This window comes from Frankia sp. Mgl5 (assembly GCF_023242985.1).
GTDB classification, from domain to species: domain Bacteria; phylum Actinomycetota; class Actinomycetes; order Frankiales; family Frankiaceae; genus Parafrankia; species Parafrankia soli.
Window position 1 is genome coordinate 1 of the sequence record NZ_JALKFY010000661.1, and the last position, 13,168, is coordinate 13,168.

Annotated in this window: 8 protein-coding genes; 3 read left to right on the plus strand and 5 right to left on the minus strand. The window is 67.2% G+C overall.

The features are described 5' to 3' along the window. The coding region (locus MXD62_RS21835; protein ID WP_248831348.1) for a SpoIIE family protein phosphatase at positions 1-1,910 on the plus strand (1,910 nt) is incomplete at its 5' end. A 179-nt stretch (positions 1,911-2,089) separates the two neighbouring features. Here MXD62_RS21835 and MXD62_RS21840 read toward each other — a convergent pair. The 5 genes from MXD62_RS21840 to MXD62_RS21860 all read right to left on the minus strand — a co-directional run bounded on the left by MXD62_RS21840 (position 2,090) and on the right by MXD62_RS21860 (position 9,489). Then, complete coding sequence (locus MXD62_RS21840) at positions 2,090-2,566, minus strand: hypothetical protein (protein ID WP_248831349.1); 477 nt, start codon at positions 2,564-2,566, stop codon at positions 2,090-2,092. A gap of 301 nt (positions 2,567-2,867) precedes the next feature. Next, positions 2,868-3,881 carry an SGNH/GDSL hydrolase family protein gene (locus MXD62_RS21845; RefSeq protein WP_248831350.1) on the minus strand — a complete coding sequence of 338 codons (1,014 nt, stop codon included), beginning with the start codon at positions 3,879-3,881 and terminating at the stop codon, positions 2,868-2,870. Positions 3,882-5,250: 1,369 nt separating this feature from the next. Then, the gene (locus MXD62_RS21850) at positions 5,251-5,931 is read right to left on the minus strand and encodes a response regulator transcription factor (protein ID WP_248831351.1); all 681 of its coding nucleotides are present in this window, start codon (positions 5,929-5,931) and stop codon (positions 5,251-5,253) included. Further along, complete coding sequence (locus MXD62_RS21855) at positions 5,834-7,168, minus strand: sensor histidine kinase (protein ID WP_248831352.1); 1,335 nt, start codon at positions 7,166-7,168, stop codon at positions 5,834-5,836. Before MXD62_RS21855 ends, MXD62_RS21850 begins: the two co-directional genes overlap by 98 nt. A 98-nt stretch (positions 7,169-7,266) precedes the next feature. Next, positions 7,267-9,489, minus strand: coding sequence for an MMPL family transporter (locus tag MXD62_RS21860; protein ID WP_248831353.1), 2,223 nt, complete (start codon positions 9,487-9,489; stop codon positions 7,267-7,269). A 1,209-nt stretch (positions 9,490-10,698) separates the two neighbouring features. On the opposite strand from MXD62_RS21860, the gene MXD62_RS21865 reads away from it, so the two are divergent. Both MXD62_RS21865 and MXD62_RS21870 read left to right on the plus strand, forming a co-directional pair. Next, complete coding sequence (locus MXD62_RS21865) at positions 10,699-11,448, plus strand: DUF2993 domain-containing protein (RefSeq protein WP_308301302.1); 750 nt, start codon at positions 10,699-10,701, stop codon at positions 11,446-11,448. Between the two features lie 504 nt (positions 11,449-11,952). Next, positions 11,953-13,026 (plus strand): phosphatase PAP2 family protein, encoded by a 1,074-nt coding sequence (locus tag MXD62_RS21870; protein WP_248831355.1) that lies wholly within the window; start codon positions 11,953-11,955, stop codon positions 13,024-13,026. The last annotated feature ends 142 nt before the right edge of the window (positions 13,027-13,168 follow it).

Consider the following 13,168-nt stretch of genomic DNA (forward strand, 5'->3'; position numbering starts at 1 on the left):
CGTTGAGCGAGTTGCTCCCCGACGTCCACCCCGGGGCCTGGGAGGTGATCCGTCAGGTCCTTGCCACCGGCGAGCCCATCCTCAACGTGGAGATCACCGGTTCCACTCCCGCCCCCTGGCCAGGGCAGCGGACTTGGCGGGTGTCCCACTATCCGCTCCGCGGCGGGGACGGGTCCGTCGCGGCGGTGGGCGTCGCCCTGGTGGACGTGACCGACCAGCGGCGGGCGGAGGCCGCACGAGACAAGGTGGAACAGCGGTTGCGGCTGCTGGGCCGGGCCAGTGGGTTGATCGGAGCCTCACTGGACCTGACGGCGACGCTGGAGGGAATGGTCGAGCTCATCGTTCCCGAGTTCGCCGACAACTGCGACCTGTACCTCACCGAGGAGCCGCTGGACGCGACCGCCCCGCCAGCCCGGCTGCCGCTGCGTCTCACCGTCGCTGGGAACACGCCGTTGCTGCCGCCGCCGGAGGCCCACCAGCTCCTGCCTTCCGCCATCACCTATGTCGATCAGGACAACCCAGCGCACCGTTCCCTCGCCACCCGCCGTCCGGTCCTCTTCGACGTCGACGAGCGGGTGATCGCCAGCGTCGATCACCCCCAGCGGGATGAGCACTTCGAATACATCGCCGTTCGCACCGCGATCACTGTCCCGCTGCTCGTCGGCAACGAATACCACGGTTCGGTGTACCTCGGTCTCGGGCCGTCCGGGCGGACCTACACCGAGTACGACGTGCAGACCGCGGCGGAGCTCGGCAGCCGGATCGCCAATGCCGTCGCCAACGCCCGCGCCTTCGACCGCCAGCGCACGGCCGCAATCACCCTGCAACGCGGGCTGCTACCCGGCGGGCTGCCGGCCGTCGAGGGTCTGGACATCGAATGGCGCTACGAGCCCGGCACGGCAGGAACCGAGGTCGGCGGCGACTGGTTCGACATCGTGCCGCTGTCGGCCGGCCGAGTCGCCCTCGTCATCGGCGACGTGATGGGCCGCGGCCTGGCCGCCGCCGCCGTGATGGGCCAGGTCCGCGCCGCGGTCCGTGCCTTCTCCGCCCTCGACCTCCCGGCAGCGGACGTCCTGACGCACCTCGACAGCCTGGTGCAGAATATCGGTGCCGGGCCGGACGGTGCCCTCGTCAGCTGCGTCTACGCAATCTTCGAGCCGGCAACCGCCAGCATCACCGTCGCCAACGCCGGTCACCTCCCACCCGCCCTCGTCGATGCGTACACAGACGCTCGACTGCTGGAGGAGCCGGAAGGAATCATCCTCGGCATCGGCGGCCCACCGTGCACCGACGTTCGGTACCCGTTCCCGGCAGGCAGCACCCTCGCTCTCTACACCGACGGACTCATCGAATCCCCGAAGATTGACATCGGTCAGGGTGTCCGCCAGCTGCAGGCGGCCCTCGTCGCCACCGGCAGCTTGCCCGCCACGGCCGAGCGGCTACTCACCCTCATCGACCGCAGCGGCGGTTACGACGACGACGTCGCCCTCCTCCTCGTCCGCGCCACCGCACGCGCCACCACCTGGACAACCACCGTGGAGCCCGATCCACGGGCCGTCAAAGCCGCCCGCGACACCACCGTCGCCGCGTTGCGGCAGTGGGAGCTCACCGACAGCGTCGACCTTGTGGAGCTCCTCGTCAGCGAGCTCGTCACGAACGCCATCCGGTACGCGAAGACCCCCAGCGACCTGACGCTACGCCGCGGTCGCCACGCCCTCTACGTCGAAATCGCCGATGGCGACAGCCGAGTGCCGCGCCTGCTGAACCCTTCCGCCGATGACGAGGGCGGCCGCGGGCTTCAGCTTGTCGCCCAACTCGCCACCCAGTGGGGAGCTCGTCCCACCCGCACCGGGAAGACAGTCTGGTTCGAACTCGACCTGACCGGCGCGGATAAGAAACGGTCAGAATAAGGGCGAGGACAGGCTGGCGGTCGAGGTGGCGAAGAGCAGCGCCTCGTCGGCGGCGAACAGGTCCGCCCGAGGGTCAGGGCCAGCCGCGCCGCACCATCCTCCACAATCACCACCCGCGAGCCACAGCCCCCGGCGATCAGCAATAAGGCAACAGAGTCCCACAGGCGATGTGATGCGTGTCAGCGGATTCCACATACGGTTGACATGGCCAACAGAGCAATGTTGTGGAGTGTGAACTGGTCTGCTGTTGATGCGCCGAGACCGTAGCGCTCTCCCATCGATGGGGTGGTGATCTTTCTGCTGGCAGCCATATCAGAGCAGCTGGCCTCGGCGTCACCGATGATCTGCGCGTCGGTTTTACCCTGCGCCAGTCGAGGAAATTCCTCACGGAATCTTCTGACATATGTTTCGGTGCCGTCCGAGTCGCCGACACCAGCTCCCGGGCTCGCCGATACATACGTTGTTCCGGCCGAGGGATTAATGGCCGAGTTCTCATCCGGGGCACTTGTCGTGTCACAAGCGGCTAGTGAAACCACGGAGATGGCGATAGCGATGAATGCTATTCGTCCGCTCAACCAAGAACGCCGTAGACCTTTAGAGTCGACGGGAGGTCGACTCGCCACGGCGGCTTCTTTTCTTTTCCTACAGAGATCCATGTCGTCAACCCTCTCTTATATGTCATATTTTTGCCTGAACCCGGGAAGGTTCACGGGCGGTCCCGAAAGATTTATCTCCGGCGTCGAGCAATGAGCAAGAAACCTGGTCTGAGATGAGTCAATCGTCTTTCATGCGCAACCGTTTGGGTTGCAGAGGAGGCGGTACGCGTTGCCCGCCGCAGTTCCCACTGATTAGCACGAGTCCTTGTCCGGCGGCAGGTGCGGTCGACGGGGGAACCGATATCGGAGACGGACGGGATCGGTCAGCCAGACCGTGCGGGATGGGTGTGCACGTCTGCGATCACGATCGGGTCGGTGGCGTCGGATGCGACATGTTCTGGAGGATCGCGTCGGCCATGCCGCGTTCGCCGCGTTCGTTGGGGTGGACGGAGGCAGCGGGGTTGAGGGGAATCAGTGGCTCGACCCAGCGGATGTCTCTCGCCGCGCAGGCGTCGCGGTCGAGGGAGGGCGTGTAGGTGTCGATGTACCCTGCGCCGGCGGCCTCTGCCTGCTGTCGCAGCATGGTGTTGAGCTCCTGTTCCTTCTGCCGCAGGTATGTGATGTCGCCGGTCGTGAGTCCCATAGTGCGTGCGCAACCGACGCCGTCGGCGGGAAGGATCGCCGGGTATCCCACGATGTACACGTCGGCCTGCGGAGAATGACGGGTGATTTCGCCCAGCGCGACGGAAAGATGTCGCCCTGCCGCCTGGATCTTCTCGTGTACCTCGTCGGTTCCGGCAGAGACGTACTTCTTCTTGCAGGGTGCGTCGTCCGAGACGCCGCCGGCGAGCGCGTTGTAGAGCACGCCGGCCCGGACGCACTGCTTGATCAGCGAGGTGAAGCCGATGTCGTTGCCGCCGATGCCGATCGTAACCAGCCGTACTGTGGCGGACAGGGCCGAGAACTGGGCCGGGTTGACTCCGTCCCCAGTGGACTGGGGCGAGGACAGGTCCGCGATCGTGGCACCGGAACAGCTCATATCCGTGAAGTCGGCTTCCTCGAGATCCAGCTGCTCGGCGATCAGCGTCGGGTAGTTGCGGTCGGAACGATCGCAGCCGCCAGGTTCTCCGGTCTGGGAGGGGATTCCGGGACCAGCGGTATAGGAGTCACCCAGGGCGACGTACTCCCCCCGCGCCGGAGCTGGAGCTGGAGTTGCTGTCCAACTCGGAACCGCTGTCGTGGTCCTCCCCGGAAGCGCTACGGCTGCCGCGGCTGGAGCTGAACCGCCGTCGTGGCGGTTGAGGGCAACCGCGGTGATCAGAGTGCCGCACGCGAGTGTGCAGACCAACCCGGCGCGTAGCTGGGTTCTTATCATTGCCTCCTACTTCCGTCTCGGATGGCACTTCTGATGTTTGACATGCGAACATGGAAGGTAACCGCCGGTTGCGAATGATGCTCCAGCGCCGACGGAGTCAGGCAGATGATCGCAGCTGCGAGGGAGTGGGCGAGCCGGCATGGGCCACGAGGAGCCGAACTTGAATGCCGGATCGGTTGGCGTGTTTTCTCGCGTTTCTGGCAGGGATCGTTCAGGCCTACCGATGCATGGTCTGGTGCGCCAGGTTCGGTTGGGCTGCGTGGGTCGGGGCTGTGTACCGCGGCCTGGGCATGCCGGCGTCCAGGCGCCGTGGGTCCGGCGGGGGCTACCGCCGGACCCACAGGCCCGCGCCGTGCACCCTTATTGCACAGGGCCCGGCGCATACGAGGGGCGGGGCTGGGTCATCCACGCCCTACTTCCGGATGGCGGCCTCTGCCGTCCGGTGGCCTACTGCGGCCCGCCAGGCGGTCGTGCATTTCTCGGGTTGTCCGGTCGACGAGGAGCAGCTACCGCATCTTCTTCGCGTCTGTTCTCGGGCACCTCTTCAGTTTGCCTGAACAGGGATCGCCGGTCGTCGTGCATTTGTCGACAACTGGATACTGCGAACGCAGTACGCCGGCCTTCTGCCCAGTACTCCTGATGGGGAGGAGCATGATGGCAGTTAACCGGCACGTTCGTGTCCGTGCGGGATAGGAATCGGCCAGCCAGCCGGGCGACTTCGGGTGTTCAGTGGCTGTGAGGTTCTGGCATCCATGCTGCCTCGACCTGTTTGCGGGTTCGAGGGGGCATCCTCCCCGGCTGGTGGTGTAGCGGGCTACACCACCAGCCGGGCACCGGATTCGCCGTGTCGCAGGCGACGTGCGTGCCAGCATGTCAGCGGTCCTGGTACTCCTACCCGGCGGATCGGTTTCCGGGACCGCACAATATGATCTCGGTCCGAGAACGGTATGCAGTGCCGCCGAGCTGAACGCGTCGTCGACGGATGCGGGCTGGCGAGGTTTCCTTGAGGCGCAGGCGACGGCACATGTACTTAAAAGGCCCGTCCCGCGGCGTTCGTCGCGCACGGGCCTGACCACGTAGGTCCGTCCTCCCTCGTGACGATCGCTGCCCCATGGCTGTCGCCCCGATTTCCATCAGGATCATGCCCGACAACGGCGGGGCCGACCTGTGTACCCGTGTGTGCCGCGGCAGGGTCGTGGCGCCGTCGGCGTCCTCGCTGACGGCGACGACCGCACCGATGATCGAGAAGATAGGCCGGGAGCGGGTGGCCGGGGAAAGGCTGACGAGGGGCGGGCCTCTGGGCGCGGCCCGTCGATCGTGCGTGCGGTGGTACAGAGAACCACGACCGGGTCGTGGGGCTACGGGGCGGTCAGACTGGTGGGGTGGTTTGTAGCAAGCCGGACTGGTAGGCGATGGCGACGAGCTGTGCCCGGTCGCGGGCTTCGAGTTTTGTCATGGCTCGGTGGACGTGTGTGCGGGCAGTCAGCGGGCTGATAACAAGGTGACGGGCGATGTCGTGGTTCGAGTAGCCCTTGGCGACCAGCACCATGACTTCTCGTTCGCGAGCGGTGAGCATCGTGAGGACTGTGGGGTTTGTCTGGACGGTGGTTGTGGGTTCGGGGGCGGCGAGGAACCGGGCGATGAGGGCGCGGGTGGCCGCTGGGGACAGGAGAGCGCCGCCGCCAGCGATGGTGCGGATGGCGGAGAGGAGTTCGTCCGCTCCGACGTCTTTACCGAGGAATCCGCTTGCTCCGACCCGGAGTGCCTGGGCGATGTATTCGTCGATTTCGAATGTGGTGAGGATGAGGACGCGTGTGGCGGCGAGTGTTTCGTCGCCGCAGATGGTGGCGGTGGCGGCGAGTCCGTCGGTGCCGGGCATGCGGATGTCCATGAGCACGACGTCCGGGTGGTGTTCGCGGGCTGCTGCGATGGCTTCGTGGCCGTCTGCGGCTTCAGCGACGACTTCCATGTCCGTGCACGAGTCGATCAGAATCCGGAAGGTCGCTCGCAGGAGGGCCTGGTCGTCGGCGAGGAGTATTCGGATAGTCATCGTCTTCCGTTTTCGTCGGAGTCCTGGGTTGTAGTGGCAGGACGGCGGTGACGTGGAATCCGACTTCGGGATGGTGCCCGGCCTCGAGATGTCCGCCGACGGATAGTGCACGTTCCCGCATGTTGATCAGGCCGAATCCACTGTTCGAGGACGGGATTGACTTCATCGTGTCGGGTCTGCCGCCTCCCTTGGCCGAAATTTTCTTCCCGCCACCATTAATGATCATCAGGGTGACACTGTTGGGAGCGTAGGTGATGTCAACGCATGCACTGTTGGTGGTGCCGTGTTTCGCCACGTTGGTGAGCGCTTCCTGCGTGATCCGGTATGCCGTGAGGTCGATGCCGGGGGAAAGCTGGGGTCGCTCGCCGCGGGTGTTGATGGTGACCGCGAGTCCGGCGGCGGTGAACGTGTGGGCGAGTTCGGGCAGTTGGGCGAGTGAGGGGGCCGGCTCCAGCGGCGCGTCCAGGTCGTCGCTCTGCCGCAGTAGGCCGACGGTGGCCTTGAGGTCGCGCAGCGCGGAGGAGGTGGTGGTGGTGAGGCTGGCGAGGATCGGTTCCGCCTGGTCGGGGCGGGTGCGGACGAGGTGTGCGGCGGTGCCGGCCTGGGCGTGAGCGAGGGTGATGTGGTGGGCGACGACGTCGTGGAGCTCGCGGGCGATGCGGGTGCGTTCCTCGGTCACCTGGCGGCGGGCTTCGGCCTCGCGGGTGCGTTCGGCGTATTCGGCGCGGGCTTTGACCGCGTCGAGGTAGTCCTGTCTGATCCGCCTGGCTCCGCCGAGTGACGCGGCCATCAGCATCCAGGCGGTCGGGCCGATGGTCTTGAGCTCCAGGGGGTAGCCGTCGGGGTCGGCGATCAGCGCCGTTGCGACCACCAGGGCGCAGGCGGGGATGACGATGCTCAGGGTGGTTCTGCGGTCGGTGTGCGCGGCCAGCCAGTAGAGCGCGGCCATCGCTGGGGCGATCATCAGGGAGGTGAGGAGGTAGCCGAGGCCGGCCAGGAGCACGGTGCAGGCTATGGCCACCACGGCGGTCGCGCGGGGATGGCGTTCGTGCCAGAGCAGGGCCGTGCAGGCGACGGCGGCAAGCAGGACCGCGGGGTATGGGGAGCTGTCGTGGGCGACGTGCTGGGGGTTGAGTCTGCTGGCGGGGCCGGCGGCTACGAAGGCCAGGAGCGCGATCATCACGGTGCCCGTGCGGTGATGGCCCTGGATGTGCCGCCACCGGCTGGTGATCGTCATATCGGGTTCCTGTCGGGTGCTGTGGCCGTGGTGCCCACGGTATGGGGCCCTGTCCGAGGGCGGCGGTGTTGCGCAGGCGATCCTCGGACGGGCGGTGCTCACCGTGCGGACGCGGATTCCAGGGCGACGGGCTCCTCGGGGCCGGTGGCTGGTGCAGGAGAGGCTGGCCGGCTCAGCGTCTCGCCCTCGACGTCGATGCGGGGCAGGACCCGGTCGAGGTGACGCGGGATCCACCAGGCCCGTTCACCGAGCAGCGCCAGGACAGCGGGGACGATCGTCATGCGGACGACGAACGCGTCGAGCAGGACGGCGGTGGCCAGACCGAACCCGATCATTTTGATGATCGGTTCGCTGGAGCCGATGAAGCCGGCGAAGACCGCCATCATGATCAGTGCTGCGGCCACCACGACACGAGCGCTGTACCCGAACCCAGAGGTGATCGCATCCCGGGCGTTCTCGCCATGTACGTGGGCCTCACGCATGCGTGCGACGAGGAAGACCTCGTAGTCCATGGCGAGACCGAAGACGATGCCCACCATGAAGATCGGCATCATGCTCATGATCGGTCCGGTCTGGTCGAGGCCGATGAGCTCCGCCAGCCAGCCCCACTGGAAGACCGCGACGACCGCTCCGAGGGCGGCCAGGACCGAGAGCAGGAACCCGAGGGCGGCCTTGAGCGGGATGAGGACCGAGCGGAACAGCACGAGCAGCAGCAGGAACGCCAGGCCCACCACGATGGCGAGGTAGGGGATGAGTGCGTCCTGCACCTTCTGCGCGATGTCGATGTTCACGGCGGTGGTGCCGGTGACCTGGAAGGTCGCGCCGGTGGCGGAGGTGACCGTGGCGCGTTCGGCGCGGATGGTGTGGACGAGGTCCTTGGTCGCCGCCTCGCTCGGGCCGGTCGCCGGCACAGCGGTGAAGACTGCCGTGTCGCCCGCGGTGTTGAACCGGGCGGCCGAGACGGAGACGACGCCCGGGGTGCCGCCGATCGTCTGGGTGATCGTGGTGACGGCCGCCTGCGCGTCGTCGGAACCTGCCGCGTCGACCACGATGGTCAGCGGGCCGTTGAAGCCGGGGCCGAAGCCGCGGGCGAGGTCGTCGTAGGCGCGGCGTTCGGTGGTGGAGGTGGGCTTCGCCTCGTCGCCGGCGGTGCCCAGGCGCAGGTCCAGGATCGGCAGGGCGATCGCCCCCAGCGCAAGTACGGAGAGGATGAGGACGGGCAGCGGGCGGTGCAGGACCAGGTTCGCCCAGCGGGTGCCCAGATTCGGCCCGCGGAGCTCGATCTTCTTCGTCGTCCTCTTGCGTGCGGAGCGTGGGAGCACAGCCCGCTGGAAGAACCCGAGAAGCGCCGGGACGAGGGTCAGCGCGACCAGGACGGCGACACCGACGGTGCCCGCGGCGGCCAGGCCCATCTTCGTCAGGGTCGGGACCCCGACGATGAACAGCCCGGCCAGGGCGATCACCACGGTGAGCCCGGCGAAGACCACTGACGACCCGGCGGTGCCGGCCGCGATCGCTGCGGCTTCCTGGGGCTCCAGCCCGCGGGCGCGTTCCTCCCGGTAGCGGGAGACGATGAACACGGCGTAGTCGATCCCGACGGCGAGGCCGAGCATCATCGCGAGGGTGCTGGTGGTCGAGGACAGGCCGAGGGTGCTGGCCAGGGTCATGATCGAGGCGATGCCGACGCCGACGCTGACGATCGCGGTCAGCAGCGGCAGCCCGGCCGCGGCCAGCGAGCCGAAGGTGACCAGCAGCACGAGCGCGGCGATCGCGATCCCGACGACCTCGGTCACCCCGCCCGCCCCCGGCCGGGTCGTCAACGCGTCCCCGCCCAGCTCGACGGTCAGACCCGCCGCCTGGCCGTCCGCGACCGCGCCCTCCAATCTGTCCTTGGTGGCGTCGGTGAGATCATCACTGATCGCCGTGTACGACACCGTCGCGTACGCGGTCGCCGCATCCGTGCTGACCGCCCCACCTTGGAAGGGGTTCACGGCGCTGGCGACCTGTGGACTGGCTGCCGCCTCCTCGACGACTCTCTCGACGGTGGAACGGTTCTCGGGCGTGGTCAGGGTCTGCCCTGGTGGGGCGACAAAGACGATGCGGGCGACCGCCCCATCCGCTCCAGTGCCCGGGAAGCGTTCGTCCAGCAGATCGAACGCTCGTTGGGATTCGGTGCCTGGCATGGAGAAGGCGTCCTCGGGAGCAGCGGGTGCCCTGGCCGCGCCGAAACCAACAGCAGCCAGCACCCCCACCCACAACAGAAGAACGTATCGGCGCCGCCGGAAGGAAAGACGGCCCAGCCGATAAAGAAAAGTCGCCACGGGGGAGATCTCCACATCTTCTCGGGTACACGAGAAGACTGCGCGAAACCGATGGGTCCCGTCGTCGTCCGCCTGCCGGCACTTCCGGCTACGAAGAACGCAGTACACGCGACCCGGCCCGTTCGGCCGACGGAGTACCTCCGGCCGCGCGGTGACTTCACCGGTGCCCGCCCGCCAAGTGCCTCGTCTCCGCCGAGACAGCGCTGGTTGTCGGTCCCGCCACCGTGATGTGCGCTGCGATGCAACGGGTCCGCCCCCCTGCAAGGCCAAGCGCCCCGCGACCGTCACACCCAAACCCGACTTCAGAAAGGATGTATACAGGCACGGCGAGTAACTGTCGAGGTGGTAGCGAGACATGCTTCTACTGAGCCTGCAGTAGCCGAAATTGACTGCCTCCGGCCGACGCGGAAGCGGGCCACCACGGTGCACAGTGGTCGAGGTCCCCCAACGTGACCAAGAACCGGCGTCCCGTCACCCAGCTTCGGGTTGGGCGCGACACACCATCAGCGAACGGCGATGCCGCGCCCAGGAACTCGACGCGGCGCGGAGGGGAGATGTTCGGTGAACCACAGACCCACCGGCGACGAACACAAACCCGCGGACACCGCTCACGACGGCTCCGCTCAGGCACCGGGCGGGAGACCTGGCGGGAGACCTGGCCCGGACGGCGACCGGCCTACCCGGGACCTGCACGGCCCGTCCCAGCCGGCGGCCCCGCCACAGCAGGCCCCCCATCGGCCGACGGGACCGCCGCCACCCGCCGACGCCTTCCGCCCGGGTCGACCAGTGCGTCCTCCGGCAGGAAGCGCGCAAGACGCGCCGGAGGTCACCCCGCCGCCGCACGGCGGGACAACGGAAATGATCGGCAGAGCCGGGACCGCCAGGAGTATCCCGACCCCGGGCATGCCAGCCGGGCCAGAGGCCCTGTGGAGGGAACGGATCCAGTCCATCCCACCCGCCGATCCCCAACCCGCTCACGCGGCCTGGGCCGACAGCGGAACCCACCCACCCACCGGAAGTCACATCGGTACGCAGACCGGCGACGACCACTACCGCCAGGCACATCCGGACGCGGAGGACAATGCCACCCCCGCAGGTCCAGGCGGTCACCCGCCCCCCGCCGACCCCGGAGACGGATCGGGCTCCCCGAAGCGCCGCCGATGGCGACGACGCCGACGGATCCTCGCGATCGGCGCGGTGGTCCAGCTCGTGGTGCTCGTGGCGGGCGACCGGTTCGCGGTCTCGGCCGCCGAGGACCAGATGGCCAAACAGATCGAGGCAAGCGTGACCGAAAGCCTCGCCTGCGACGTCGTCCCACCGACCGTGAGCAATGTCAGCATCGGCGGATTCCCGTTTCTCACCCAGATCATGTTTGGCACGTTCAAGAACATCGGAGTGAGCGTCGAGGGAATCCCAACACCCGGCCCCCGCATTTCCTCGGTCGAGGCACACCTCAAAGGACTTCACATTCCAGTCAAGAAAATCCTCACCAACAGTGTTGGTGAGGTTCCGGTCGACGATGTCGAGGCAACGGTCCATCTCGACTACGACGATGTGAACACGTTTCTGGCCGACCAGCCCGGAAAGATCCAAATCAACCCGGTGGACGGCGGAGAGCAGGTCGAGGTCTCCGGCACGGCCGACGTGCCGGTGCTCGGCGCCCAGGAGATCGGCGGCGTCACCACCTTCGAGATACGGGACAACAAACTCACCCTGGTCCCCTCCGAGCTTTCCCTGCGCGGGGGACTCGACTTCAGCATCCCCGTGCCCGGTGGCGTGGGAGAGCTCCTCCCCTCGGTCCCGATCCCCGTCGGAGGCCTGCCGTTCGACCTCAGCATCGTCGAAGCGTCAACCGACGCGTCAGGCCTGTCACTGACCGCGACAGCCAAGGACGTCGTCCTCCCCGAGGCGGAGACACGAACGCGCCAGTGCCCGCCGACGGACAACAGCGGGAACTGACCTCACGCCCTCCCGCTCAGGGACACCGCGGCGATGGGCACCTCGGCCACGAACCGGCCGGGAGACCGTCGCAGTTGGCACCGACACAACGGGTCCGAAAGTGGACGACCGCATGGTCGTTACCCCCCAGGGCGCTCCCTCCGGCACGATCGGCTACGCCACCGTGCTTGGGCGCAATGCGCGAATATCTACCGATCGAGAACGCTACACAAACGAGACCAGAAAAGATCGAGTGCCAGGATTCCCTCCATTCTTCTTTAGCGCGTGGTGTCCGAAATTCGACGGGCCATATCCGTCTCGGCCACCGCCTGCGTATCGCATGCACGTCCAGTAGGTGGAGTAAAGCGACAGGGACGACGAGCGCGGGGCAGTAAGCGGCTGGTCCTGAGGGATGAGGGCGGCATCACAATTTCCGGGGCCTGCCTGCGTATCGGATCGACCGGTAGGAACAGGGAGGTTGACGGGCGTGTCAGCAGAAGGACGTGAGATGCACCGAGGCAGCTCATGGTGAGCATCCTGTTTCCTGTACCCGACAGGGCGACGTCCGCGTCACCCAACGCCGCGCTGCCCCCACGGGACTCCTGGTGGCACAGGTCACGGATCGGTCGCCTGGCCTCCACGCTTCTGTTCCTCGCCAGCCAGGTACTGCTCCTTGATCTGCTCTACATGCTCTATCGGATGGGGCGGCATCTGGCCGTCGGCAGGGAAGCGCAAGCCCTCACGAACGCCCAGGATGTGTGGAACCTCGAACGACTACTGAACCTCCCTAACGAGTCCGCGATCCAACAGCTCGCCCTACATTCCAGCCACCTCCTCGAGCTGGCGAACCGCTTCTACGTCGGCGTCCACTTCCCGGCATCGACCACCTTCCTGCTCTGGGTCCTGATACGGCACCGCAAGGCATGGCCACGCGTGCGGACGGTCATCCTCGCCTCCACCGGGGCCGCACTGGTCATCCACATCCTCTATCCACTGGCACCACCCCGGTTCCTCCCACAGGCGCTGCCCCACGTGACCTTCGTGGACACCGGAACGGTCTTCGGTCCGTCCGCTTACACCGCGGGCGACACCGTGGCCAACCAGTACGCCGCCATGCCCAGCCTGCACGTCGGATGGTCGATCCTGGTCGCCTGGGGCGTGGTGGCGATCCTGCGGTCCCGGGCCCGATGGCTGATCATCCTGCATCCGCTGATCACCATCACCGTTGTTGTGATCACGGCCAACCATTACTGGCTGGACGGCCTGATCGGCGGTGCTCTGGTCGTCACGGCGGTCCAACTGACCCGGCCCGAGGTCCAGGCCCGGATACGGCTATGGCGCATCTCAGTCGGAGAGCATCTGTGCGGACGGTCCCACGGCCTTGACTCGATGGCCGCCAGTACGCCCCCCTGGGCAGACGACCTCGACGGGGCATGGCGCAGCGACCCGTGGACGACCGACGTCAGGACCCAGGAGAACCGCGGCGCTGCGGCCAGTACGGCTGTCGCCGATGCCGGTAGCGCCGTCGGCGATGCCGCGACAGACCCAGCCGCACAGCTGGCCTTGCCCCCTGCCCGTACGGGCAGGCCGTCGCCGTAGCTACCGAACCTGCACAGGCACCCCCGCCGGCTGCGCGGCGCCACACGAGCGCGACGATTCCGACTCAGTGGAGTCCACGCACGTGGTGTACGGATCGTGATCGTCTAGCGACTCGCCGGAGTGGCGGTCCGTGACGTAGAGC